This is a genomic window from Streptomyces spinoverrucosus (assembly GCF_006539505.1).
GTDB classification, from domain to species: Bacteria; Actinomycetota; Actinomycetes; order Streptomycetales; family Streptomycetaceae; genus Streptomyces; species Streptomyces spinoverrucosus.
In genome coordinates this window covers 1-22,794 of record NZ_BJND01000085.1, presented here as the reverse complement: position 1 = coordinate 22,794, position 22,794 = coordinate 1, and the positions used below count along the sequence as shown (strand labels likewise).

The 22,794-nt window shown below is 69.5% G+C and carries 26 protein-coding genes, 1 tRNA gene and 1 riboswitch; of the genes, 8 read left to right on the top strand and 19 right to left on the bottom strand.

Features of this window, described 5'->3' with window-relative positions; all coding sequences use genetic code 11:
* Positions 1-21: 21 nt before the first annotated feature.
* The 3 genes from SSP24_RS37770 to SSP24_RS37760 all read right to left on the bottom strand — a co-directional run bounded on the left by SSP24_RS37770 (position 22) and on the right by SSP24_RS37760 (position 3,906).
* Positions 22-900, bottom strand: a complete 879-nt coding sequence (locus tag SSP24_RS37770; RefSeq protein WP_141315000.1) for an alpha/beta fold hydrolase — start codon at positions 898-900, stop codon at positions 22-24.
* Positions 901-942: 42 nt separating this feature from the next.
* Complete coding sequence (locus SSP24_RS37765; protein WP_141314998.1) at positions 943-2,439, bottom strand: MFS transporter; 1,497 nt, start codon at positions 2,437-2,439, stop codon at positions 943-945.
* Positions 2,440-2,514: 75 nt separating this feature from the next.
* Entirely contained in the window at positions 2,515-3,906 is a 1,392-nt protein-coding gene (locus tag SSP24_RS37760) for a DUF445 domain-containing protein (RefSeq protein ID WP_141314996.1), read from the bottom strand.
* A 153-nt stretch (positions 3,907-4,059) separates the two neighbouring features.
* Between SSP24_RS37760 and SSP24_RS37755 the strand changes: the two genes are divergently transcribed.
* Positions 4,060-5,424: an SGNH/GDSL hydrolase family protein gene (locus SSP24_RS37755; RefSeq protein ID WP_141314994.1), complete on the top strand. Its 1,365-nt coding sequence runs from the start codon at positions 4,060-4,062 to the stop codon at positions 5,422-5,424.
* 14 nt (positions 5,425-5,438) lie between these two features.
* Here the strand turns inward: SSP24_RS37755 and SSP24_RS37750 are convergent, their stop codons facing one another.
* Genes SSP24_RS37750 through SSP24_RS37735 form a run of 4 tightly spaced genes read right to left on the bottom strand, consistent with a single transcriptional unit; the run spans position 5,439 to position 8,821 of the window.
* Positions 5,439-6,167, bottom strand: coding sequence for a DUF1707 SHOCT-like domain-containing protein (locus SSP24_RS37750; RefSeq protein WP_141314992.1), 729 nt, complete (start codon positions 6,165-6,167; stop codon positions 5,439-5,441).
* Between the two features lie 33 nt (positions 6,168-6,200).
* A complete protein-coding gene (locus SSP24_RS37745; RefSeq protein WP_141315018.1) occupies positions 6,201-7,178 on the bottom strand; it encodes an ABC transporter ATP-binding protein in 978 nt (325 codons plus the stop codon).
* A 10-nt stretch (positions 7,179-7,188) separates the two neighbouring features.
* Positions 7,189-8,028: an ABC transporter permease gene (locus SSP24_RS37740; protein WP_229865290.1), complete on the bottom strand. Its 840-nt coding sequence runs from the start codon at positions 8,026-8,028 to the stop codon at positions 7,189-7,191.
* Positions 8,021-8,821 carry an ABC transporter permease gene (locus SSP24_RS37735; RefSeq protein WP_141314988.1) on the bottom strand — a complete coding sequence of 267 codons (801 nt, stop codon included), beginning with the start codon at positions 8,819-8,821 and terminating at the stop codon, positions 8,021-8,023. The genes SSP24_RS37740 and SSP24_RS37735 overlap by 8 nt, the downstream gene beginning before the upstream one ends.
* Before the next feature lie 186 nt (positions 8,822-9,007).
* Here SSP24_RS37735 and SSP24_RS37730 point away from each other — a divergent pair, with 186 nt between their 5' ends.
* Positions 9,008-11,362: a transglycosylase domain-containing protein gene (locus SSP24_RS37730; protein ID WP_141314986.1), complete on the top strand. Its 2,355-nt coding sequence runs from the start codon at positions 9,008-9,010 to the stop codon at positions 11,360-11,362.
* A gap of 7 nt (positions 11,363-11,369) precedes the next feature.
* On the opposite strand, the gene sugE is transcribed toward SSP24_RS37730, so the two are convergent.
* The 3 genes from sugE to SSP24_RS37715 all read right to left on the bottom strand — a co-directional run bounded on the left by sugE (position 11,370) and on the right by SSP24_RS37715 (position 12,582).
* Positions 11,370-11,690 carry a quaternary ammonium compound efflux SMR transporter SugE gene (gene sugE, locus SSP24_RS37725; protein WP_141314984.1) on the bottom strand — a complete coding sequence of 107 codons (321 nt, stop codon included), beginning with the start codon at positions 11,688-11,690 and terminating at the stop codon, positions 11,370-11,372.
* A gap of 35 nt (positions 11,691-11,725) precedes the next feature.
* Positions 11,726-11,793: riboswitch (guanidine-III (ykkC-III) riboswitch) on the bottom strand.
* A gap of 59 nt (positions 11,794-11,852) precedes the next feature.
* Entirely contained in the window at positions 11,853-12,209 is a 357-nt protein-coding gene (locus SSP24_RS37720; RefSeq protein ID WP_141314982.1) for a GroES family chaperonin, read from the bottom strand.
* Positions 12,210-12,252: 43 nt separating this feature from the next.
* Positions 12,253-12,582: a DUF3618 domain-containing protein gene (locus SSP24_RS37715; RefSeq protein ID WP_141314980.1), complete on the bottom strand. Its 330-nt coding sequence runs from the start codon at positions 12,580-12,582 to the stop codon at positions 12,253-12,255.
* Positions 12,583-12,676: 94 nt separating this feature from the next.
* On the opposite strand from SSP24_RS37715, the gene bcp reads away from it, so the two are divergent.
* Both bcp and SSP24_RS37705 read left to right on the top strand, forming a co-directional pair.
* The gene (gene bcp, locus SSP24_RS37710; RefSeq protein ID WP_141314978.1) at positions 12,677-13,144 is read left to right on the top strand and encodes a thioredoxin-dependent thiol peroxidase; all 468 of its coding nucleotides are present in this window, start codon (positions 12,677-12,679) and stop codon (positions 13,142-13,144) included.
* A 39-nt stretch (positions 13,145-13,183) separates the two neighbouring features.
* Positions 13,184-13,270: transfer RNA gene (locus SSP24_RS37705), tRNA-Leu, on the top strand.
* A 26-nt stretch (positions 13,271-13,296) separates the two neighbouring features.
* Here SSP24_RS37705 and rdgB read toward each other — a convergent pair.
* From rdgB to rph, 3 genes are all read right to left on the bottom strand, one after another.
* Entirely contained in the window at positions 13,297-13,899 is a 603-nt protein-coding gene (rdgB, locus tag SSP24_RS37700; protein ID WP_141314976.1) for an RdgB/HAM1 family non-canonical purine NTP pyrophosphatase, read from the bottom strand.
* 32 nt (positions 13,900-13,931) lie between these two features.
* Positions 13,932-14,333, bottom strand: a complete 402-nt coding sequence (locus SSP24_RS37695; protein ID WP_141314974.1) for a hypothetical protein — start codon at positions 14,331-14,333, stop codon at positions 13,932-13,934.
* Positions 14,334-14,490: 157 nt separating this feature from the next.
* On the bottom strand, positions 14,491-15,228 hold the full coding sequence (gene rph, locus SSP24_RS37690; protein ID WP_141314972.1) for a ribonuclease PH: 738 nt from the start codon (positions 15,226-15,228) through the stop codon (positions 14,491-14,493).
* Between the two features lie 120 nt (positions 15,229-15,348).
* Between rph and SSP24_RS37685 the strand changes: the two genes are divergently transcribed.
* Entirely contained in the window at positions 15,349-16,065 is a 717-nt protein-coding gene (locus tag SSP24_RS37685) for a DUF899 domain-containing protein (protein ID WP_141314970.1), read from the top strand.
* Positions 16,066-16,126: 61 nt separating this feature from the next.
* Here SSP24_RS37685 and SSP24_RS37680 read toward each other — a convergent pair whose 3' ends face one another.
* Positions 16,127-16,414: a PTS sugar transporter subunit IIB gene (locus SSP24_RS37680; RefSeq protein ID WP_141314968.1), complete on the bottom strand. Its 288-nt coding sequence runs from the start codon at positions 16,412-16,414 to the stop codon at positions 16,127-16,129.
* Positions 16,415-16,554: 140 nt separating this feature from the next.
* Here SSP24_RS37680 and SSP24_RS37675 point away from each other — a divergent pair, with 140 nt between their 5' ends.
* Positions 16,555-17,841 (top strand): PTS transporter subunit EIIC, encoded by a 1,287-nt coding sequence (locus tag SSP24_RS37675; RefSeq protein WP_141314966.1) that lies wholly within the window; start codon positions 16,555-16,557, stop codon positions 17,839-17,841.
* 137 nt (positions 17,842-17,978) lie between these two features.
* Entirely contained in the window at positions 17,979-19,244 is a 1,266-nt protein-coding gene (locus SSP24_RS37670) for a PTS transporter subunit EIIC (protein ID WP_141314964.1), read from the top strand.
* A gap of 61 nt (positions 19,245-19,305) precedes the next feature.
* Here SSP24_RS37670 and SSP24_RS37665 read toward each other — a convergent pair whose 3' ends face one another.
* On the bottom strand, positions 19,306-20,058 hold the full coding sequence (locus tag SSP24_RS37665; protein ID WP_141314961.1) for an MBL fold metallo-hydrolase: 753 nt from the start codon (positions 20,056-20,058) through the stop codon (positions 19,306-19,308).
* A 205-nt stretch (positions 20,059-20,263) separates the two neighbouring features.
* Here SSP24_RS37665 and SSP24_RS37660 point away from each other — a divergent pair, with 205 nt between their 5' ends.
* Positions 20,264-20,710 carry a type II toxin-antitoxin system PemK/MazF family toxin gene (locus SSP24_RS37660; RefSeq protein ID WP_141314959.1) on the top strand — a complete coding sequence of 149 codons (447 nt, stop codon included), beginning with the start codon at positions 20,264-20,266 and terminating at the stop codon, positions 20,708-20,710.
* A 50-nt stretch (positions 20,711-20,760) separates the two neighbouring features.
* On the opposite strand, the gene SSP24_RS37655 is transcribed toward SSP24_RS37660, so the two are convergent.
* The 4 genes from SSP24_RS37655 to SSP24_RS37640 form a co-directional block, all read right to left on the bottom strand.
* Positions 20,761-21,711: a PLP-dependent cysteine synthase family protein gene (locus tag SSP24_RS37655; RefSeq protein WP_141314957.1), complete on the bottom strand. Its 951-nt coding sequence runs from the start codon at positions 21,709-21,711 to the stop codon at positions 20,761-20,763.
* A 15-nt stretch (positions 21,712-21,726) separates the two neighbouring features.
* Entirely contained in the window at positions 21,727-22,005 is a 279-nt protein-coding gene (locus SSP24_RS37650; RefSeq protein WP_141314955.1) for a MoaD/ThiS family protein, read from the bottom strand.
* Positions 22,006-22,124: 119 nt separating this feature from the next.
* A complete protein-coding gene (locus SSP24_RS45395) occupies positions 22,125-22,220 on the bottom strand; it encodes a putative leader peptide (protein WP_373306706.1) in 96 nt (31 codons plus the stop codon).
* A 79-nt stretch (positions 22,221-22,299) separates the two neighbouring features.
* A complete protein-coding gene (locus SSP24_RS37640) occupies positions 22,300-22,722 on the bottom strand; it encodes a M67 family metallopeptidase (RefSeq protein ID WP_141314951.1) in 423 nt (140 codons plus the stop codon).
* Between the last annotated feature and the right edge of the window lie 72 nt (positions 22,723-22,794).

Genomic DNA, 22,794 nt, shown 5'->3' with positions numbered 1-22,794 from the left:
TCCCACCCGGCCGCACGGGCGTCAGCTGTGCACCCGGCCCAGGAAGTCGCGGGCGAGGCCGACGATCTCGTCGAGGTTGGTCTCCAGGGCCCAGTGGCCGCCGTCCAGCAGGTGCAGCTCGGCGTCCGGCAGGTCCCGTAGGTAGGCCCGGGCGGCCGCCTCCGGCATGTAACCGTCGTGCGGGCCCCAGGCGATGAGGGTCGGCGGTCGGTGCTCGCGGAGGTAGGCCTGCTGGGCGGGGAAGTCGGCGAGGGTGGTGGCCTGGTCCTCGAACAGGGCGACGACGTTCTCGCGCCGCTCCGGGGTCCGCATCAACTGCCAGTGGAGTTTCCAGAGGTCTGGGCTGACGCGCTCGGCGAGGTGGTCGGGGAGTTCCCCGACGAACTCGTCGCGGAAGCCCTCCTCGCTCACGTTCGCGGCGAGCCGCTCCCGGCCCTCCGGGGTCGGGTTCGTCCAGAACTCCTTCAGTACCGTGTACTTGGGCCCGAACGCGTCCTCGTAGATGTCGCCGTTCTGGATGATGAGCGCGGCGACCCGCTCCGGGGCGCGCATCGCTAGCCGGAGGCCGCACTGGGAGCCGTAGTCGTGCAGGTAGAGGGCATAACGCGGGAGGTCCAGGGCCTTCGTGAAGCGCTGCAGGAAGTGCCCGTATCCCTCGAAGGTGTAGGCGAACCGAGCCCGGTCCGGCGTCCCGCTGTAGCCGAAGCCGGGCAGGTCGGGTGCGACGAGTCGCCAGCGGTCGCCCAGCGCCGGCATGAGGTGCCGGAACTGGAACGACGAGCACGGATAGCCGTGCGGCAGCAGCACCACCGGAGCGCCCGGCGGCCCGGCCTCGCGGTAGAACACCTCGGTGCCGTCGATCTCGGTGGTTCGGTGGGCGACAGGGGCCAGTTCCGGCATGCCGAGCACCTCCTTCGATCCGGCCCCCCTTGAAACCGTTGCCTAGGCCGTTGCCCTCGACGCGTCCACCTCCGCGACCGACAGCGGCGTGGCGATGTCCTCCAGTGCCCGCCGCTCCGCCCGTACCGCCAGGAACGCCGCGACCAGTCCCGCCGCGCACATCAGGCCCGCGCCGATCTGGAAGGCGAGCACCGTGTCGGCCACCACGCCCGACTCGGTCAGGTCTGCGAAGATCAGCGGGCCGCTGATGCCGCCCGCCGCCGTGCCGAGGGCGTAGAAGAAGGCGATGGCCATGGCTCGGGTCTCCATCGGGAAGACCTCCGAGACGGTGAGGTAGGCGCTGGACGCGCCCGCCGACGCGAAGAACAGCACCACGCACCAGCACGCCGTCAGGGTCGTCGCCGTCAGGGAGCCCCGGTCGAACAGCCAGGCCGTGCCGAACAGGAGCAGGCCGGAGAGCAGGTACGTCGAGGAGATCATCACCCTGCGGCCGACCGTGTCGAAGAGTTTGCCCAGCAGGAGCGGGCCGAGGAAGTTGCCCGCCGCGATGACGGCGAAGTAGTAGCCGGTGTGGCCCGTCGGCACGTCGAAGAACGTGGTCAGGATCGTGCCGAAGCCGAAGGTGATGGCGTTGTAGAGGAACGCCTGGCCGATGAAGAGGGAGAGCCCGAGGACCGCCCGGCGTGGGTAGCGGGCGAAGACGGTCCTGGCGATCAGGCCGAAGCCGATGCTCTTGCGCTGGTGGATGGTGATCTCGCCGGCGGGGGGCGGGAGGGGTTCGCCCCTCTCCTGCTCGACCTCCCGTTCGACCGACGTCACCAGCGCTTCCGCCTTCTCACCCCGGCCATGGATGAACTGCCACCGTGGCGACTCCGGGACATGGCGTCGTACCAGCAGGATGACCAGGCCCAGGGCGACGCCCAGCGCGAAGCTCAGCCGCCAGCCCAGGTCCTTCGGGAAGATCGCGGTGTCCAGCATCAGGATCGACAGCAGGGCGCCGCCGATCGCGCCGAGCCAGTAGCTGCCGTTGATGATCAGGTCGACCCGGCCCCGGTAGAGGGACGGGATCAGCTCATCGATCGCGGAGTTGATGGCCGCGTACTCGCCGCCGATGCCGAAGCCGGTCAGGAAGCGGAAGAGGAAGAACCACCAGGACTCGAACGAGAGAGCGGTTAAGGCCGTGGCCGCCAGATACACCGCCAGCGTCACCATGAACAGCTTCTTGCGGCCGTACCGGTCGGTCAGCCAGCCGAAGAACAGTGCGCCCGAGCAGGCGCCCGCCACATACAGTGCCGCCGCGATGCCGGTGACCTGGGCGGCGGTGATGTCCAGCCCGCTGCCCTCCTCGGCCAGCCGGCCGGCCACGTTGCCGACGATGGTGACTTCGAGGCCGTCCAGGATCCAGACGGTGCCGAGGCCGATCACGATCATCCAGTGCCACCGGGACCACGGCAGCCGGTCCAGACGGGCCGGGACGGAGGTGGTGACGGTTCCGGTGGAGACGGGCCCCGAGGCCGGCGACGACGGTCCTGCTGCCATGTGGCTCCCTCTCCGTTGAGCGAACCCCTCTCGGGTGCCCGGAACCGGAAAGGCCACGCCCGCAGCAGTCCGGGGCTACGCCCCCAGCATGCGGGAGATCGTGTAGATCAGCAGTCCGGCCAGCGAGCCCACCACCGTGCCGTTGATCCGGATGAACTGCAGGTCCCGGCCGATGTGTGCCTCGATCTTCTTCGTGGTGTGCTCGGCGTCCCAGCCGGCCACGGTGTCGGTGATCAGCAGGGTGATCTCGCTGCGGTACGTCGTCACGACGTGCACCGCCGCGCCCTCGACCCAGCTGTCCACCTTGCCCTGGATCTTGGGTTCGGTGGCCATCCGGGCACCCAGGGAGAGCAGCGAGGCCCGCACACGCAGCCGCAGCTCGCTGCGCTCGTCCTCGGCCGCGGAGACGATCATGGAGCGTACGGCCGTCCAGGCGGAGGCGATCAGGTCCTGGACCTCGCCGCGGCCCAGCACCTCGCCCTTGAGCCGCTCCACCTTCGCGCGGGTCTCGGTGTCGGACTGCAGGTCGGAGGCGAAGTCGGTGAGGAAGCGGTCGAGGGCGCCGCGCGCCGGGTGGGACGGCATGTCCCGCATCTCCGCGCAGAAGCGCAGCAGCTCCTTGTAGACCCGCTCGCCTACCTTGCGGTCGACGAACCGCGGGGTCCAGCCGGGCGCCCCGCCCTGCACGGCGTCCATCACGGAGTCGCCGTGCAGCACCAGCCAGTCGTGCGCGCGGGAGACGACCAGGTCGACGACCCGTTTGTGGCCGCCGTCGGCGACGACCTTCTCCAGCATCTTGCCGATGCCGGGCGCGATCTCCTGCACGTTCGCCCGCCGGGTGATCGCCTCGCCGACCACCGCCTGGACGTCGGAGTCGCGCAGCACGGTCAGCGCGCCTCTCAGGGCCGTGGCCAGCTCGGCGGTCACCCGGTCGGCGTTCTGCGGTTCGGCGAGCCAGGCGCCGAGGCGGCTGCCGATGCCGACGGCGCGCAGCCGCTGCCGTACGACGTCCTCGGAGAGGAAGTTCTCGCCGACGAACTCGCCCAGCGAGACGCCCAGCTGGTCCTTCTTGGTCGGGATGATCGCGGTGTGCGGGATGGGGATGCCGAGCGGGTGGCGGAACAGGGCGGTGACGGCGAACCAGTCGGCCAGCGCGCCGACCATGCCGGCCTCGGCGGCCGCGGCGACATAGCCCGCCCAGGGGCCGGCGCCCGCGCTGGAGGCCCACTTGGCCAGCACGTAGACCAGGGCCACGAACAGCAGCAGCCCGGTCGCGGTGATTTTCATACGGCGCACCCCGCGCCGCTTCTCCTCGTCGGCGGGGCTGAACGTCGTCATCGCCCGGACGGCGGACGCGGGCACGCCACGCGTGGCGACGGTTCGGTTACCGGCTGTGTCCGGCCGGGCATGCTGCTCTATGGCAGCCGCTCCCGTTTCGCCTACTTGATCCGGTTTCGTACGATCCATCCGCTCCACCCGTTCCCGAGCCTCCACTCCACATTGTCCCTTCCTGACCGACTCCTGGAACGGGACAAGAGTTCCCCGCCCCGGTCAACCTCCCCCACCTCCATGGCCCATCATGGGGTGATCGCATCGGAGCCCCGAGGAGAAACGCACCACATGACCAGGCGGCATCACGCCGGGAGTGTGGGGGTGTCCCCCACAAAAAACAGCACCTTGCTCGCCGCGATCGTCTCGCTGATCGTGGCCATGTCGGTCGCCATATACGTCTCAGCCTCCTCCGGCGACGGCACGGCACAGCGCCCGCTCGCGGGTCCCCGCCCCCCGCACAACTCCGCCGCCGCGATCTCCACCGGCACCTGGGTCGGCTCCTGGTCGACGTCCCCGTCCGCCGCCGAGCCCGGCACCGAGACAGCGGGCCTGCACGACCGCTCCGTGCGCAACGTCGTCCACACCAGCGTCGGGGGCACGGCCGCCCGGATCACGCTGTCCAACCTCTACGGCCGGCTGCCGCTGACCCTCACGCACGCCACCATCGCCCTCGCCGCCGCCGACGGCAGCGCGGCCGCGCTGCCGCAGACCATGCGGCGGCTGACGTTCAACGGCATCACCACGGTCGTGGTCCCGCCGGGAGGGCAGGTGATGAGCGACGCGGTGCGCATCACGATCCCGTACGACAGCGACGTCCTGATCACCACGTACGCCCCGGCCGAGCCCGGCCCGGTCACCGTGCACCCGCATGTGCGGCAGATCTCCTACGCCGCGCAGGGCGACCACGCCGACGACGTGACCGGCACGCCGTACACCCAGCAGGTCGAGTCGTGGCGCTATCTGACCGCCCTCGACGTGCTCAGCAAGGAGTCCCACGGCACCCTCGTCGCGTTCGGCGACTCCCTCACCGAGGGCCACTCCTCCACCATGGGCGCCAACCGGCGCTGGCCCGACGTCCTCGCCAAGCGGCTGCGCGAGGCGGCCGACGCGGGGCAGGACGTGCCCCGGTACGGCGTCGTCAACCAGGGCATCGGCGGCAACCGCATCCTGACCGGCGGCAACGGCCGCCCCGCCGACAACCCCAGCGGCCTGACCCGCTTCGCCCGTGACGTGCTCGGCCGGACCAACGTCAAGGTCGTCGTCATCGACCTCGGCGTCAACGACATCCTGCGCAACCCCTCCGTCACCGACCCCGAGCTGATCGTCGACGGTCTGCGCACCCTGGTCGGCCAGGCCCACGGCCGCGGCATCAAGGTCATCGGCGCGACGCTGATGCCGTTCGGCGGACACCGCGGGTACAGCGCCGACCGGGAGGCGGTACGGCAGGAGGTCAACGCCGAGATCCGGGCGGGGCGGGTGTTCGACGCGGTGGTCGACTTCGACAGCGCGCTGCGGGATCCGTACGACCCGCGCAGGCTCCGCGCGGTCTACGACTCGGGCGACCATCTGCATCCCAACGACAGGGGGTACGAGCGGATGGCGCAGGAGTTCGACCTGAGCGAACTGAAGGGCTCGGTTCCGGCGCGGCTGTAGTTGTCGGCGGGACGCTACTCGCTGTCCCTCCGCCGCTGGTCGTGCCCCCAGCCGTGCGTCAGGTCCCCGTGCCCCAGCATCCGCCGGTCACCCCCCTCGACCTCCCGCTCCTCGCGGCGCCGCTGGGCGCGCGTCCGCTTGCGCTCCACGCCGACGCCGCCCCAGAAGGCGAACCCCGAGACGATCACCCGAGGGACGCCGGGGTCACCCGGCACGCCGTCCTCGCGGTGGTCGAAGCCGCCCATGATGCCGATGCCGCGGACGACGACCTCGACGCCGGGCGGTACGACGATGTTCACGCCACCCATGATCGCCACGCAGTTGATCTCGACCTCGCGGTCGGCGAAGTACGCCTCGCGCAGATCGATCTCCCCGCCGCCCCAGAACGTGAAGCACGTGAACCGCTTCGGCACGGTCCAGCGCCCCTTGCGCTGGAAGCCGGACATCACGGCGACGCCCCACTTCGAGGAGCCCTCGCCCCCGGTGATCCGCTCGGCCCAACTGCCCCGCTCGGCGGGCTCCTTGACCATCGAGACCGACGGCACCGAGGCGCCGCTCCCGGCCGGCAGGTCCCGTGTGATCGGCGCCAGTTCTCCGTACGTCCGTGCCTGGTACGTCGCGTCCAGCCGCTCCTCGAACTCCGCCATGTCCAGCCGCCCCTCCGCGAGGGCGTCCCGCAGGACTTCGGCGACCCGCTCGCGATCGGCGTCGGAGGCGCGCAGTTCCGGGGCATCGTCGGTCATGGACAGCAGCCTACGTTTTCCCGGGCCTCGCCACTATGTGATCGCCCGCTCCTCGTACATTCGCGCGATCACGGCCTCGATGTCCGGCTCCCGCACCGACAGGTCCACCAGGGGGTACTCCGCCGCGATCCGCGCCACCAGCGGCGCCGCCGACTGCGCCGCCGGGAAGGCCAGCCACTGCCGGGGCCCCTCCACCCGTACGACGCGCGCGGGCGCCGGCGCGTCGATCGGCGGCAGTTCGCGATCCAGGTCCACGACGAGGGTCCGTTCGCTCTCCCCCGCCTCGTGCAGCCCGGCGAGCGGGCCGTCGTACATCAGGCGCCCGTGGTCGATGACCATCACCCGGGAGCAGAGCTGCTCGATGTCCTGCAGGTCGTGCGTGGTGAGCAGCACCGTCGTGCCGCGCTCGGCGTTGAGGTCGCGCAGGAACTCCCGCACCCGGGCCTTGGAGATGACGTCCAGGCCGATGGTGGGCTCGTCGAGGTACAGCACCTCGGGGTCGTGCAGCAGCGCCGCCGCGATGTCCCCGCGCATCCGCTGGCCGAGGGAGAGCTGTCGTACCGGCACGTCCAACAGATCTGCGAGCTGAAGCAGTTCCACGCACCGGTCGAGGTTCGCGCGGTAGCGGGCGTCGGGGATGCGGTACATGCGGTGCATCAGCCGGTAGGAGTCGATCAGCGGCAGGTCCCACCACAGCGTCGTACGCTGCCCGAACACCACCCCTATGCGGTGCGCCAGCCGCGTCCGCTCCCGGGACGGGTCGATGCCCGCGACCCGCAGCCGTCCGCCGCTCGGGGTGAGGATGCCGGTCAGCATCTTGATCGTGGTCGACTTCCCGGCGCCGTTCGGCCCGATGTAGCCGACCATCTCGCCGCGCGCCACGCGGAACGAGATCGAGTCGACGGCCCGCACCTGCCGCCGCTCCCGTTTCAGAAAGCCGGTCTTCTTGCGTACGTCGAAGACCTTCTCGACCCGGTCGAGTTCGATGAAGCCATCAGCGTCCTCAGTCACCGTCACCGGTCTAACTCCCTGTGCTCCGATAGGTCTTCAGCCCCGCCCGCCAGGCCAGCCCGGCGAGCGCGCAGCACGCCACCGCCACCAGCGGCGGTGTGAACGCCACCCACTGCGGCAGGTCCAGCGGATACGGCCGCCCCAGGATGTAGCTCGCGGGCAGCCAGTTGACGAAGGCCAGCGGCAGGACGAAGGTCACCCCGCGCACCAGTTCCTTGCCGAACACGGTCGGCGGGTACTGCAGCAGCGTCGTACCGCCGTAGGTGAACGCGTTCTGCACCTCGGAGGCGTCCTGCGCCACGAACTGGAACGCGGCGCCCGCGACGAACACCGCGCAGAAGATCGCCGCCCCGCTGAGCAGCATCACCGGCATCAGCAGCACCTTCTGCGGCGTCCAGTCGATGTCCAGCGTCGCCAGCGCGTAGCCGAGGACCAGCGCGCCCTGGGCGACGCGGCCCAGGCGGCGCAGCCCGAACCGGTCGGCGGCGACCTGCGCGAGCACCGGCACCGGCCGCACCAGCAGCGTGTCCAGCGTGCCGTCCCGCACCCGGCGCCCCAGCCGGTCCATCGACCCGATCGCCAGGTCGGCCAGTCCGAAGGCGACGCCGCTCAGGCCGTACAGGAAGGCGATCTCGGGCAGTGTGTAGCCGCCGAGCGCGTCCACGCGGGAGAACATCAGCAGGATCGCGACGAAGTCCAGCGCGGTCGCCGCGAAGTTGCCGACGGTGGTCATGACGAAGGAGGCCCGGTAGGCCATGGTGGACTTGATCCACATGGCGACGATCAGGCGGTACGCCCGCAGCCCGTCCGCGACCCGGCCGGTCTGCCCCACGTGACCGATGTCACCCACCCTGCACCACCACCCGCCGCGTGGCCGCCGACTGCACCAGCCGCCCCGCCGCCAGCAGCGCCACCGCCCACGCGCCCTGGAAGAGGAACGTGCCCAGCGGATCGGCCTGCCCCAGCAGCACATCCGCCGGCGCCTGGAGCATCGACGACCACGGCAGGGCCCGTACGATCTCGCCGAGCACACCGGGGAAGACGTTCAGCGGCAGCAGCATGCCCGAGCAGAAGAAGCTCAAAAGCCACGCCATCTGGGCCACGCCGGTGCCGTCCAGCAGCCAGAACGCGCTCAGCGCCACCAGGTACCGGATCCCGAAGCTGACCACCATCCCGAGCAACACCGCGACCAGAAAGGCACCCCAGGTGGCTGGATCCGACGGCAGCGCGACGTCGAAGACCAGCGCCCCGAAGGCGAAGGGCAGCACCCCGCGCCCCAGCAGCTGGAACAGGGCCCGGCCCAAGTCGCCTGCGAGCCACCAGAGTTGAAGGTCGGCCGGGCGGTACAGGTCGATCGCGACATCACCGGTGCGGATGCGTTCCATCAGCTCTGTCTCGAAACCGCCGCCCCCGATCGCGAGCGTCGACAGCAGCGCCTGCCCCAGCCACACATAGGTGACGGCCTGCGCCTGGTCGTACCCGCCGAGCTGCGGTCTCTCGTCCCACAGGGCGAGGTAGGTGTAGACGAGGATCAGCCCGAAGACGGTGTTGGTGAACACCCCGGCGGCCGTGGCCGCCCGATAGGTCGCGTACCGTCGGAAACCGCCCACCGCGACGGCCGCGTACAACCGTCCCGTGCCCACACCGAACCACCGTCCCCGACCAGCCCGACACCGAAGCGCAGGAGCCTAGTACGCGCCCGATCCGGACTGCCAGGCATTTTCCGGGCGGACACGTGCCGGGATCCGGGAACGGAACGCCGGATGCGAGAGTCTTCAGATGGGGGCGCAGATGACATCCGAGGGACGACACAGGAGTCCGTGCACGACATGAGCGACGAGCCGCAGCCGCAGCAGCCGAACCAGGGCGGGCCCGGGGAGGGGAAACCCGGGCGGCCCAGGCGCACCGGCTGGCGCCGGATCATTCCGACCTGGCGCATGGTGCTCGGCACCTTCGTTCTCGGCGTCCTGCTGCTGATCGGCCTGTTCTACCTCGGCTACTCCATGGTCAAGATCCCGCCGGCGAACGCGCTGGCGACCAAGCAGAGCAACGTCTACCTGTACGCAGACGGCTCCCAGCTCGCCCGGGACGGCGAGGTCAACCGGGAGAACGTCACCCTCGCCCAGATCTCCAAGGACGCCCAGCACGCCGTGCTGGCCGCCGAGGACCGCGACTTCTACACCGAGTCCGCGATCGACCCCAAGGCGATGGTGCGCGCGGCCTGGAACACGGCCACCGGCAAGGGCAAGCAGTCGGGCTCCACGATCACCCAGCAGTACGTCAAGAACTACTACCTGGCCCAGGAGCAGACGGTCACCCGGAAGGTCAAGGAGTTCTTCATCTCGATCAAGCTCGATCAGGAGAAGAGCAAGAACGACATCCTGGAGGGCTATCTCAACACCAGCTACTTCGGCCGCAACGCGTACGGCATCCAGGCCGCCGCCCAGGCCTACTACGGCATGGACGCCACCGAACTGGACGCGGCTCGCGGCGCCTACCTCGCCGCGCTGCTCAACGCGCCCAGCGAGTACGACGTCGTCGCCCACCCGGAGAACAGGCCCGCCGCCGAGGCTCGCTGGAAGTACGTCCTGGACGGCATGGTCAAGGAGGGCTGGCTCACCCGGTCCGAGCGGGCGGGTCTGAAGTTCCCGGTGCCGAAGGAGGCCACCGTCTCGACCGGCATGTCCGGGCAGCGCGGCTATGTCGTCGACGCGGTCAAGCAGTACCTCATCGCCAACGACATCGTCGACGCGGACTCCCTCGAAGCGGGCGGCTACCGCATCACCACCACCCTGCAGAAGCCCAAGCAGAACGCCTTCGTCAAGGCCGTCAACGACCAGCTGATGTCCAAGCTGGACAAGAAGAACCGCAAGGTCGACAACTATGTCCGCGCGGGCGGCGCCGCCGTCGACCCCAAGACGGGCAAGGTCGTCGCGATGTACGGCGGCATCGACTACGTCAAGCAGTACACCAACGGCGCGACCCGGCGGGACTTCCAGGTCGGCTCCATCTTCAAGCCGCTCGTGTTCACTGCGGCCGTCCAGAACGGCTCCACCACCCAGGACGGCCAACCCATCACCCCCAACACCTACTACGACGGCACCAACAAGCGCCCCGTGCAGGGCTGGAGCGGCGCCTACGACCCCGAGAACGAGGACCAGGTGTCGTACGGCGACATCACGGTCCGCGAAGCCACCGACAAGTCCGTGAACTCCGTGTACGCGCAGATGGCGGTCGACGTCGGCCCCGACAAGGTCATGCGGACCGCGGTCGACCTCGGCGTGCCCTCCAGCACCCCCGAGCTGGGCCCCTACCCGTCGATCGCACTCGGCGTGGCCCAGGCGAGCGTCCTGGACATGGCAGAGGCGTACGCCACCCTCGCGAACCACGGTGAGCACGGCACGTACACCCTGGTCGAGAAGATCACCCGGGAGGGCGCCGAGGTGGTCGACCTGCCCGAGCGGAAGACCACCCAGGCCGTCAGCCGCGAGGCCGCCGACACCACGACGTCGATCCTGCGCAGCACCGTCCAGAACGGCACCGCCACCGAAGCGCTGGCCGCCGGCCGTCCGGCGGCCGGCAAGACCGGCACGGCCGAGGAGGACCAGGCGGCCTGGTTCGCGGGCTACACCCCCGACCTGGCCACCGTCGTCGCCGTGATGGGCCAGGACCCGGTCACGGCCGCCCACGAGTCGCTGTACGGCGCGATGGGCCTGGACCGCGTCAACGGCGGCGGACCGCCCGCCAAGATCTGGGCCCAGTTCACCAAGGACGCCCTCGAAGGCACTCCGGTCAGCGACTTCGACCTGCGGCTCCAGGAGGGCGCCGACGTGGTGTACACGCCCACGGCCCCGCCCGCCGACGACCGGGCCACCGACGCCCCGACCGACGAGGGCACGCCCACGGACGGCGGGACGCCCACGGACGGGGGCACGACCACCGACGGGGGCACGACGGGCGACGGCGGTACGACGACCGGGGGCACGCCCACGGACGGCGGGACCCCCACGGACGGGGGCACGACCACCGACGGCGGCACGACGACGGACGGCGGGACCACCACCGGCGGCGACACCACCACGGGCGGCGCTACGACCACCGGAGGCACCCAAGGAGGCACCACCGGCGGCGGCACCTCCACGGGCACGACGACCGGGGGCACGCCGGGCACCCGGCGCGAATGACCCCGGATCAGTGACCGGAGGTCGCCTTCAGCCCCACGACGGCGACCAGCAGCAGACAGACGAAGAAGATCCGGGCGGCGGTGGCCGGCTCACCCAGCACCACCATGCCGAGCACCGCCGACCCGGCCGCCCCGATCCCGACCCAGACGCCATAGGCGGTACCGATGGGCAGGGACTTCGCGGCGTACGACAGCAGCAGCATGCTGGCGACGATGCCGGCGCCGGTGAACAGGCTGGGGACGAGCCGGGTGAAACCGTCGGTGTACTTCATCCCGATCGACCAGCCGACTTCGAGCACACCGGCGATGATCAGCAGAACCCAGGCCATGAGAGGCACCTCCGAGAGACAGGCGGACTGACGGGGGTGCGTCGTCTTTGCCTTCAACCCGGTACGGCGCGTCTCGTCGGGTGCTTCTCCAAGGTAGCAAAGGCCACACGAAAGGGCTGGTGACGACGGTCACCAGCCCTTTGGTACTGCTCGTCTTACGCGTTACAAGTACAGCCCCGTGGAGTCCTCGGACCCCTCGAACCGGTCCGCGGCCACCGCGTGCAGATCGCGCTCGCGCATCAGGACGTACGCGACGCCGCGCACCTCCACCTCGGCACGGTCCTCCGGGTCGTACAGAACCCGGTCGCCCGGCTCCACGGTCCTTACGTTCTGCCCCACCGCGACGACCTCCGCCCACGCCAGCCGACGGCCCACGGCCGCCGTGGCGGGGATCAGGATGCCGCCACCGGAACGCCGCTCGCCCTCACTGGTGTCCTGCCGCACGAGCACACGGTCGTGCAGCATCCGGATGGGGAGCTTGTCGGGATGGGTACTGTGGTCGTTTCTGTTACCGCTCACGCCTTGAACCTACCTGCATTCGAGACATCCGTACGCCGGAGGGTCAGCGCTTGCGGCGCCGGGGGCCCAGCACGAGCAGCCCGACGACACCGACGGCGACCAGCGCGACGGGCAGCACGCGCGTCATCCGGGGCGAGCCGTTCTCGTCCACGAACTGCGCCTTGACATCGCTCACCACCCGGTTGACCTGAACATAGGCACGCCCGACGGTGTGATCGACATTCGCCACGACCTTGGCCCGGGCGTCGCCGACGATCGTCTTCGGGTGCACCCGCACCCCGATCTCGTCGAGCGTCTCGGCCAGCACGTCGCGGCGGCGCCTGATGTCCGCCTCGATCTGCGCCGGGGTTCTGGTGTCCGACGTGTCCGCCACGGTACGGCCTCCGAAGTCTGCTGATGCCTGTTCCGGACAGTCTGTCAGCTCCATGGCCGACCGCACTGTCAGGACCCCCGGTTACGCTTGCCGGATGAGCGATCGACTCCAGCCCGGGGACGTGGCCCCCGCCTTCACCCTGCCCGACGCCGACGGCAACGAGGTGTCCCTCGCGGACCACAAGGGCCGCAAGGTCATCGTCTACTTCTACCCCGCGGCACTGACACCCGGCTGCACCAAGCAGGCCTGCGACTTCACCGACAACCTCGACGTGCTGGCCGGCGCCGGCTACGACGTGATCGGCATCTCACCGGACAAGCCCGAGAAGCTCGCCAAGTTCCGCGACAAGGAGTCCCTGAAGGTCACGCTGCTGGCCGACCCGGAGAAGTCCGTCACCGAGGCCTACGGGGCCTACGGCGAGAAGAAGAACTACGGCAAGACGTACATGGGCGTCATCCGCTCCACGGTGATCGTGGACGAGGAGGGCAAGGTCGAGCGCGCCCTGTACAACGTCCGGGCGACGGGCCACGTGGCCAAGATCATCAAGGATCTGGGCGTCTGAGAACCCTGCCCGGCCAGTAGCATGGCCGGGCAGCAACAGGCGGCCGTGGTGGAATTGGCAGTCACGCTGGGTTTAGGTCCCAGTGGGGTAACTCCCGTGAGGGTTCGAGTCCCTCCGGCCGCACCAGTAAGTCGCGGGCTCCCACAAGGAGTTCAGCCGAGCAGCTCCCGCACCACCGGCACCAACGCCCGGAACGCCTTCCCCCGGTGGCTGATGGCGTTCTTCTCGTCGGGGCTCATCTCCGCGCACGTTCGCGTTTCGCCGTCCGGCTGGAGGATCGGGTCGTAGCCGAAGCCGTGGGTGCCGGTTGGCTTGTGGCGGAGGACGCCCCTCAGCTTCCCCTCGACGACTCGTTCCGTGCCGTCGGGCAGGGCCAACGCCGCCGCGCAGGTGAAGTGGGCGCCGCGGTGCTGCTCGGGGATGTCCGAGAGCTGGGCCAGGAGGAGGTCGAGGTTGGCGCGGTCGTCGCCGTGCTTGCCGGACCAGCGGGCCGAGAAGATGCCCGGCGCGCCGCCGAGGACGTCGACGCACAGGCCCGAGTCGTCGGCGACCGCGGGCAGGCCGGTGGCCTTGGCCAGGGTGTGGGCTTTGAGCAGGGCGTTCTCCGCGAAGGTGACGCCGGTCTCGCGGACGTCGGGGACGTCGGGATAGGCGTCCGCGCCGACGAGGTCGTGGCGCAGACCTGCGTCGGCGAGGATCGCCTTCAGCTCGGTGATCTTTCCGTGGTTGCGGGTGGCGAGGATCAAGCGGGTCATGCCCTCAGTATCCAGCGCCGGCAGGCGTTCGCTTACGGCGTGCAGACCTTGGTCAGTTCACCGGCCGCGTCCGTGACCGGGCTGATGTCGGGGGTCTCGTCGCCGTTCTGCACCGCCGTACGGACGTTGTCGACGGCCTTCTGGAGGTCGTCCACCGCCTTGTTGACGTCGGCGTTGTCGGTCTTGTCGCCGATCTCGCCGAGGTTCTGATCGATGGAGTCGAGGGACTCCTGCAGCTGGGTCGGGTCGTTCGCGGCGCTCTCGACGGCCTGCTGGAGGTCCGTGACGCTGTCGGCGATGGCGTCGGCGGTCTGGACGCAGTCGAGTGCCTTGTTCACGGCGTCGCAGCCGGTGGTGAGTCCGGCGGTCAGCGCGATCGCCGCCAGGGTGGCGGCGACGGCTGCGGTACGGCGTCGGCGGCGGCTCGCGGCCATGGAACGGTCCCTCCCTCGGAGTCGGGCCCCACGGGCCCGGTTGCTGGCCGGGCGCACAGGGATGAGCCGTGCGCCCGTATCTGATGAGACGCGACGATGGTCACTACGGTTGCCCGCACCGACCACCACTTTTGGTGCGCCCTTTACCTTCGCCCCGTCACTTTTCCAGGGCCGCCGCGAGCGCCGTGCGCTGCAGCTCGGCGAGTTCCGTACAGCCGGCCACCGCCAGGTCGAGCAGCGCGTTGAGCTCCTCGCGTGCGAAGGGCTCGGCCTCCGCGGTGCCCTGGACCTCGACGAACCGTCCGTCGCCGGTGCAGACGACGTTCATGTCGGTCTCGGCGCGCACGTCCTCCTCGTAGCAGAGGTCGAGCAGCGGGACTCCGCCGACGATGCCGACGGACACGGCGCTGACCGAGCCGGTGAGGGGCTGTCGGCCTGGCCGGATCAGCTTCTTGGCCCGGGCCCAGGAGACGGCGTCGGCCAGGGCGACGTACGCGCCGGTGATGGCGGCGGTGCGGGTGCCGCCGTCGGCCTGGAGGACGTCGCAGTCCAGGACGATGGTGTTCTCGCCGAGGGCCTTGTAGTCGATGACCGCGCGCAGGGAGCGGCCGATGAGGCGGGAGATCTCGTGCGTACGGCCGCCGATCTTGCCCTTGACCGACTCGCGGTCGCCCCGGGTGTTGGTGGAGCGGGGCAGCATGGCGTACTCCGCGGTGACCCAGCCTTCGCCGCTGCCCTTGCGCCAGCGGGGGACGCCCTCGGTGACGGAGGCGGTGCAGAAGACCTTCGTGTCGCCGAAGGAGACGAGGACGGAGCCCTCGGCGTGCTTGCTCCAGCCGCGTTCGATGGTGATCGGGCGGAGCTGTTCGGGAGTGCGGCCGTCGATTCGAGACATGGGTCGAGCCTATCCGCCCGCCGTTCCGGCCTCGGCCGGCGCCCAGGTGCGCCGGTGTCGGTGGCGGCCGACCCTGAACTTGTGCCTGAGTTCGGATCGAAACGGAAGGCGAACGTCACCATGAAGACACCCCCGATCGTTTCACCACAGGACTGGGAGGCGGCGCGGCAGGAGCTGCTTGTGGAGGAGAAGCAGTTGACCCGCGCCCGTGACGCACTGGCCGCCAAGCGCCGTCGGATGCCGTGGGTGGCGGTGGAGAAGACGTACGAGTTCGAAGGACCCGGGGGCAGGGTGAGTCTGCTCGACCTGTTCGAGGGGCGTCGTCAGCTGATCGTCTACCGCGCCTTCTTCGAGCCCGGCGTGTTCGGCTGGCCGGAGCACGCCTGCCGCGGCTGTTCCATGCTGGCCGACCAGGTCGGCCACATTGCCCATCTGAACGCCCGCGACACCACCCTCGTCTTCGCCTCGCGCGCGCCGCAGCCGGAGATCGAGCGGGTGAAGGAGCGGATGGGCTGGACGTACATCCCCTGGTACACGATCACCGACGATTTCGACACCGACTTCGGTGTGGACGAGTGGCACGGCACGAATGCGTTCATCCGCGACGGCGACCGGGTGTTCCGCACCTACTTCATCAATGCCCGCGGCGACGAGGCCATGGGGAGCCTCTGGAGCTACCTCGACATGACGGCGCTCGGGCGGCAGGAGGCCTGGGAGGACTCACCGGAGGGCTATCCGCAGACCCCGCCGTACGAATGGTGGAACTGGCACGACGCGTACGGCGAAGAGGCCGAGCCGGCGCAGGGGTGGGTGGACCAGACTCGCCGGGGCTCTTGAGTCCGCACGGAAAAGGGGCCCCTCCCGGTGCGGGAAGGGCCCCTCGATGACGAGCCGGGGCTCACATCATGTCTTCGATGTCCGCCGCGATCGGGTCGGCGTCGGTGCCGATGACGACCTGGATGGCGTTGCCCATCTTGACGACGCCGTGGGCGCCGGCGCCCTTGAGGGCGGCGTCGTCGACCAGCGAGGCGTCGGACACCTCGACGCGCAGCCGCGTGATGCAGCCCTCGACCTCTTCGATGTTGTCGATGCCACCGAGCCCGGCAACGATCTTCTCAGCCTTGCTGGCCATGTCTTTCTCCCTGATCCGACCTGATCCGACCTGGTCCGAAGCGCTTTGTCGCAGTAACCCACAGTTGGCCCACGTTCGCGAGCGGTCCTGGCGTACGTACCGAATGATGGCGTCACGACAGCGGAACCTTCTGCCCGACTGGTCTACACCACCTGGCGGACGGTCGCCAAACCCGGTCCTCCGGGAGGAGTCCGATGAGTGCCGACAGCGCCGCCCGTCCCGCTCGTGCCCGCTGGAGCGCCTTCTTCCAGGGCCTGCAGAAGATGGGGCGCAGTCTGCAGCTCCCCATCGCCGTACTCCCGGCCGCGGGTATCCTCAACCGGCTCGGTCAGCCGGACCTGTTCGGCGACGAGGGGCTCGGCTGGACCAGTGTCTCCAAGGTGATGGCGGGCGCGGGTGGGGCACTGCTCGACAGTGCGCTGGGGCTTCCCCTTCTCTTCTGTGTCGGTGTGGCGATCGGCATGGCGAAGAAGTCGGACGGTTCGACCGCGCTCGCGGCGGTGGCGGGGTTTCTCGTCTACTACTCGGTGCTGCGCGAGTTTCCGGAGGACTGTCCGGCGGGCGCGGACGTGATCGAAGCGGGCTGCCAGGCCGCCGACGGGACGGTGTCGTCCTTCACCTACCAGAACCCAGGGGTCTTCGGCGGCATCATCATGGGCCTGCTGTCAGCCTTCTTCTGGCAGCGCTTTCACCGTACGAAGCTGGTGGACTGGCTCGGCTTCTTCAACGGCCGGCGGCTGGTGCCGATCATCATGGCGTTCGTGGCGATCGTGTTCGCCGCGCTGTGTCTGTGGATCTGGCCGCCGGTCGGGGACGCGCTGGAGAGTTTCAGTGACTGGATGAGCGACCTGGGTGCGTGGGGCGCGGGCGTCTTCGGCATCGCGAACCGGGCGCTGCTCGTCGTCGGTCTGCACCAGTTCCTGAACGTGCCCATCTGGTTCCAGTTCGGCACCTACACCGCGCCCGACGGCAAGGTGGTGCACGGGGACATCAACATGTTCCTGGCGGGCGATCCGAACGCGGGCCAGTTCACCACGGGCTTCTTCCCGATCATGATGTTCGCCCTGCCGGCCGCGGCCCTCGCCATCACGCACTGCGCCAGGCCGGGCCGCCGCAAGGAGGTCGGCGGTCTGATGCTGTCGGTGGCACTGACGTCGTTCGTCACCGGCATCACCGAGCCCATCGAGTACTCGTTCCTCTTCGTCGCGCCCGTCCTCTACGCGATCCACGCGGTGCTGACGGGGGTGTCGATGGCGGTGTCGTGGGGGCTCGGCGCGAAGGACGGCTTCAGTTTCTCCGCCGGTCTGATCGACTACGTCATCAACTGGAACCTGGCGACAAAACCATGGCTGTTGATCCCGATCGGGCTGGCCTTCGCCGTCGTCTATTACGTGATCTTCCGTTTTGCGATCACCAGATTCGACCTGAAGACTCCGGGCCGGGAAGCGGAGGAGGAAGTGGAGGACGTGACGAAGGTCTGAGGGTCGGAGGCGAGGGTTCCTTATGCGCCCTTCATCGTGCTACAACAGGTCTACACCACTGAGTGGTGTAGACCATCGGACGCCGCCGTCCCCCTTCCCTTTGTCCCTGGGCGGCGCCATGCCCACTGGAGGAAGTTGTGTCCACGGCCAGCGCCGCTCCCGCGGCCGAGAAGAAAAAGGGCTCCGGCGCGATGGCTGTCCTGCAGCGTATCGGCCGCAGCCTGATGCTGCCGGTGGCCGTGCTGCCCGCCGCCGCGCTGCTGGTGCGGCTCGGCAACGACGACATGCTCGGACGCCCCGAGTTCCCGGCCTTCCTGACGAAGATCGCCGGCTTCATGGCCGCCGGTGGCAACGCGATTCTCGACAACATGGCGCTGCTGTTCGCGGTGGGCATCGCGATCGGCTTCGCGAAGAAGTCGGACGGCTCTACCGCGCTCGCCGCCGTCACCGGCTATCTGGTCTTCCAGAAGGTGCTCGCCACCTTCACCGACCCGAACCAGCCCAAGGAGCCCACGGCCGTCGACGGCAAGGTCGTCATGATGGAGGCCCCGGTCGACGCCAAGGTCCTCGGCGGCGTGGTCATGGGCATCGTGGTCGCGCTGCTCTACCAGCGCTTCTACCGCACCAAGCTGCCCGACTGGGCGGGCTTCTTCGGCGGCCGCCGTCTGGTCCCCATCCTGTCGGCCTTCGCGGGTCTGATCATCGGCATCGTCTTCGGCTACATCTGGCCTGTCCTCGGCACGGGCCTGCACAACTTCGGTGAGTGGCTGGTCGGCTCCGGCGCGGTCGGCGCGGGCATCTTCGGTGTCGCCAACCGCGCCCTGATCCCGATCGGCATGCACCACCTCCTCAACTCCTTCCCGTGGTTCCAGGCGGGCGAGTACGAGGGCAAGAGCGGCGACATCGGCCGCTTCCTGGCCGGTGACCCGACCGCGGGCCAGTTCATGACCGGCTTCTTCCCGATCATGATGTTCGCCCTGCCCGCCGCGTGCCTGGCGATCGTCCACTGCGCCCGCCCCGAGCGCCGCAAGGTCGTCGGCGGCATGATGTTCTCCCTCGCGCTCACCTCGTTCATCACGGGTGTCACCGAGCCGATCGAGTTCACCTTCATGTTCATCGCGCCGGTGCTGTACGCGATCCACGCGCTGCTCACCGGTGTGTCGATGGCGCTGACCTGGGCGCTGGGCATGAAGGACGGCTTCGGCTTCTCGGCCGGCGCGATCGACTTCGCCCTCAACCTGGGCATCGCGACCAACCCATGGGGCCTGGCCCTGGTCGGCCTGTGCTTCGCGGCGGTCTACTACGTGGTCTTCCGCTTCGCGATCACCAAGTTCAACCTTCCGACGCCGGGCCGCGAGTCCGACGAGGAACTGGCGGAGCTGCAGAAGGCCGAGGCGAAGTAAGCCCGCCCCGACCGTACGAAGGCCCCCGGAAGTTCCGGGGGCCTTCGTCATGGCGTGAGGGCTAGATCTCGTACGACTTCCTGGGTACCGCCAGTTCCGCCGGGCCGTCGTACACCGCGCGGGCGTCGGCGAGGTTGACCTGGGGGTCGGTCCACGGGGGGATGTGGGTGAGGAGGAGCCGGCGGGCGCCTGCCCGGGTGGCTGTCTCGCCCGCCTCGCGGCCGTTGAGGTGCAGGTCGGGGATGCTTTCCTTGCCGTGCGTGAAGGCCGCCTCGCACAGGAAGAGGTCGGCGTCCCGGGCCAGTTCGTCCAGCGCGGGGCTCACTCCGGTGTCGCCGGAGTACGTCAGGGTCCGTCCGGCGTGCTCGATGCGGATGCCGTACGCCTCCACGGGGTGGGCCACCCGTTCGGTGTGCACCGTGAACGGGCCGATGTCGAACGTCGACGGCTTGACCGTGTGGAAGTCGAAGACCTCGCTCATGGAGGAGGCGGAGGGCGTGTCGGCGTAGGCGGTGGTCAGACGGTGTTCCGTGCCTTCGGGACCGTAGACCGGCAGAGGGGCGCAGCGGCCGCCGTCGTGCCGGTAGTAGCGCGCCACGAAGTAGGCGCACATGTCGATGCAGTGGTCGGCGTGCAGATGGCTGAGGAAGATCGCGTCGAGGTCGTAGAGACCGCAGTGGCGCTGCAGCTCGCCCAGGGCGCCATTGCCCATGTCGAGGAGCAGCCGGAAGCCGTCGGCCTCTACGAGGTAGCTCGAACAGGCCGATTCCGCGGACGGGAACGACCCCGAGCAGCCGACGACGGTGAGCTTCATGAAGCAGAAACCTCCGCGGGCGGGTGTGGAGAAAACGGGGGTCGTGCGGTCCGTCGAGCGTAAGGCGCAAAACCTCGGGTCGCTCCTCCGCCAGGGGCCGTTGTGGGGGAACTCACCTGTGCTGTCACCGATTCGGCTGGACGCGGGGCGCACACGGCGCGGCGGAGGGCGCGCGTGCGGGTGCGTACGCCGGTAACGTCATCGTATGGACACGTCCTGGTGGTTGGCACTCGCAGCGGTGGTGCTGCTCGCGCTGGTCGCCGCGCTCGTGGACGGCTGGGGGCGGCGGCGGCCCGCGGGCCGCTGGACGCGGCCGCCGGGGCGCGCGGAGGGACCGGCGGCCCGGCCGCGGGCGGCGGAGATCTGGTGGGCCAGCGTGCCCTACGAGGACGGGCCGGGCGCCAAGGACCGGCCGTGCCTGGTGCTGGCGGTGCACGGGCGGCGGGCGACGGTCGCGAAGATCACCAGCAAGTACCACGACGAGCGGGCCGGGGTGATCCCGCTGCCGCCGGGTTCGGTCGGGGACACCCAGGGCCGGGCGAGCTTCCTGGAGACGGACGAGCTGCGGGAGATCGCGGTGTGGGACTTCCGGCGCAGGGTGGGGGTGGTGGACCCGGTCCTGTGGGACCAGGTCCGTCACCTGGCTACATAGCCCTCACGCACCTGGCTGCACAGCCCTCACGCGCCTGGCCACGCAGCCCCTTACGCCCAGAGCTGGCCCTGGAGCCTCTCGATCGCTTCCTCCGTCGTCGCCGCCGTGTAGACGCCCGTCGAGAGGTACTTCCAGCCGCCGTCGGCCACGATGAAGACGATGTCCGCGCTCTCCCCGGCCTTCAGCGCCTTGTTGCCGACGCCGATCGCCGCGTGCAGCGCGGCACCGGTGGAGACGCCCGCGAAGATGCCCTCCTGCTGGAGGAGTTCACGGGTGCGGGTGACCGCGTCGGCGGAGCCGACCGAGAAACGGGTGGTCAGGACGGAGGCGTCGTACAGCTCCGGTACGAAGCCCTCGTCGAGGTTGCGCAGGCCGTACACCAGGTCGTCGTACCGCGGTTCGGCGGCGACGATCTTGACGTCCGGCTTGTGCTCGCGCAGGAAGCGGCCGACGCCCATCAGGGTGCCCGTGGTGCCGAGGCCTGCGACGAAATGGGTGATGGAGGGGAGGTCGGCGAGGATCTCGGGGCCGGTGGTGGCGTAGTGCGCGCCGGCGTTGTCCGGGTTGCCGTACTGGTAGAGCATCACCCAGTCGGGATGCTCGGCGGCGAGTTCCTTGGCGACGCGTACGGCGGTGTTGGAGCCGCCGGCGGCCGGGGAGGAGATGATCTCCGCGCCCCACATGCCGAGCAGGTCCCGGCGTTCCTGGGAGGTGTTCTCGGGCATCACGCACACCATGCGGTAGCCCTTGAGCTTGGCCGCCATGGCGAGCGAGATGCCGGTGTTGCCGGAGGTGGGCTCCAGGATGGTGCAGCCCGGGGTCAGCCGGCCGTCCTTCTCGGCCTGCTCGATCATGTGCAGGGCGGGACGGTCCTTGACCGAGCCGGTCGGGTTGCGGTCCTCCAGCTTGGCCCAGATCCGGACGTCGGCGGACGGCGAGAGCCGCGGCAGGCGCACCAACGGGGTGTTGCCCACCGCGGCCAGCGGGGAGTCGTAACGCATCGGAGGTCAGAGCCCTCAGGCCATGCCGCCGGCCACGGCCGGCAGGATCGTGACGTTGTCGCCGTCGGTGAGCTTGGTGTTGATGCCGTCGAGGAAGCGGACGTCCTCGTCGTTCAGGTAGACGTTGACGAAGCGGCGCAGCTGGCCGCCGTCCACGATGCGGGCCTGGATGCCCGCGTGCCGGGTGTCGAGGTCGGCGAACAGCTCGGCGAGGGTCTCCCCGGTGCCTTCGACGGCCTTCTGACCGTCGGTGTACTGGCGGAGGATGGTGGGGATGCGGACCTCGATGGCCATGGCTCGGGGCTCCTGTCGGGAGAAGTCAGATCGAAAAGACGCGCGGCAGCGCAGATACGGCAGGTCGTGCGTAGGGGCGCCGCGGCTCAGTCACGGCCGTACGGCGGCAGGGGTCGGCGTCAACAGATGGCGCTGGCGAGCCTGCACAGGTCGACGTGCAGCCGCGCCACGAGCAGCGTGCCCGGCGACTTGTCGCTCACGTCGAGAAGAACCATGGGCTCATCGTATCGATTCCCGGTCCGGCTCCTGGAATGTGATCTCACGCTTCGGACATATTTCATCCGCTGTACGAGATCAGTACGTCTCCACCACCTTGACCTCCTCCTCCGTCACCTCGCCGTCGACGATCCGGAAGGAGCGGAACTGGAAGTCGCCGAGGCCGTCGGTGTCCGCGGTGGAGACGAGGACGTAGTGCGCGCCGGGCTCGTTGGCGTAGGAGATGTCCGTGCGGGAGGGGTAGGCCTCGGTCGCCGTGTGCGAGTGGTAGATGATCACCGGCTCCTCGTCGCGGTCGTCCATCTCGCGGTAGAGCTTGAGCAGATCGCCGGAGTCGAACTCGTAGAACGTGGGCGAGCGGGCGGCGTTGAGCATCGGGATGAAGCGCTCGGGGCGGCCCTTGCCCACGGGGCCCGCGACCACGCCGCACGCCTCGTCGGGGTGGTCCTCGCGCGCGTGGGCGACGATCTGGTCGTACAGGGCCTGGGTGATGGTCAGCATGACCGTCAGGATAAGCAGAAGGGCCGTCCCGTACCGAGGGGTGGTACGGGACGGCCCACATGCCGGACGTCC

Coding starts and splice junctions, on each gene's coding strand:
- rdgB (WP_141314976.1), bottom strand. CDS start 13,899: ATGACCCGCTTGATCCTCGCCACCCGCAACCACGGAAAGATCACCGAG.
- SSP24_RS45395 (WP_373306706.1), bottom strand. CDS start 22,220: ATGGTTCTTCTCGACGTGAGCGACAAGTCGCCGGGCACGCTGCTCGTG.
- SSP24_RS37660 (WP_141314959.1), top strand. CDS start 20,264: ATGGACACGTCCTGGTGGTTGGCACTCGCAGCGGTGGTGCTGCTCGCG.
- SSP24_RS37675 (WP_141314966.1), top strand. CDS start 16,555: ATGAGTGCCGACAGCGCCGCCCGTCCCGCTCGTGCCCGCTGGAGCGCC.
- SSP24_RS37760 (WP_141314996.1), bottom strand. CDS start 3,906: ATGGATCGTACGAAACCGGATCAAGTAGGCGAAACGGGAGCGGCTGCC.
- SSP24_RS37750 (WP_141314992.1), bottom strand. CDS start 6,167: ATGACCGACGATGCCCCGGAACTGCGCGCCTCCGACGCCGATCGCGAG.
- SSP24_RS37655 (WP_141314957.1), bottom strand. CDS start 21,711: ATGCGTTACGACTCCCCGCTGGCCGCGGTGGGCAACACCCCGTTGGTG.
- SSP24_RS37650 (WP_141314955.1), bottom strand. CDS start 22,005: ATGGCCATCGAGGTCCGCATCCCCACCATCCTCCGCCAGTACACCGAC.
- SSP24_RS37695 (WP_141314974.1), bottom strand. CDS start 14,333: ATGGCCGCGAGCCGCCGCCGACGCCGTACCGCAGCCGTCGCCGCCACC.
- SSP24_RS37685 (WP_141314970.1), top strand. CDS start 15,349: ATGAAGACACCCCCGATCGTTTCACCACAGGACTGGGAGGCGGCGCGG.
- SSP24_RS37755 (WP_141314994.1), top strand. CDS start 4,060: ATGACCAGGCGGCATCACGCCGGGAGTGTGGGGGTGTCCCCCACAAAA.
- SSP24_RS37730 (WP_141314986.1), top strand. CDS start 9,008: ATGAGCGACGAGCCGCAGCCGCAGCAGCCGAACCAGGGCGGGCCCGGG.
- SSP24_RS37770 (WP_141315000.1), bottom strand. CDS start 900: ATGCCGGAACTGGCCCCTGTCGCCCACCGAACCACCGAGATCGACGGC.
- SSP24_RS37765 (WP_141314998.1), bottom strand. CDS start 2,439: ATGGCAGCAGGACCGTCGTCGCCGGCCTCGGGGCCCGTCTCCACCGGA.
- SSP24_RS37665 (WP_141314961.1), bottom strand. CDS start 20,058: ATGAAGCTCACCGTCGTCGGCTGCTCGGGGTCGTTCCCGTCCGCGGAA.
- SSP24_RS37640 (WP_141314951.1), bottom strand. CDS start 22,722: ATGCTGACCATCACCCAGGCCCTGTACGACCAGATCGTCGCCCACGCG.
- bcp (WP_141314978.1), top strand. CDS start 12,677: ATGAGCGATCGACTCCAGCCCGGGGACGTGGCCCCCGCCTTCACCCTG.
- rph (WP_141314972.1), bottom strand. CDS start 15,228: ATGTCTCGAATCGACGGCCGCACTCCCGAACAGCTCCGCCCGATCACC.
- sugE (WP_141314984.1), bottom strand. CDS start 11,690: ATGGCCTGGGTTCTGCTGATCATCGCCGGTGTGCTCGAAGTCGGCTGG.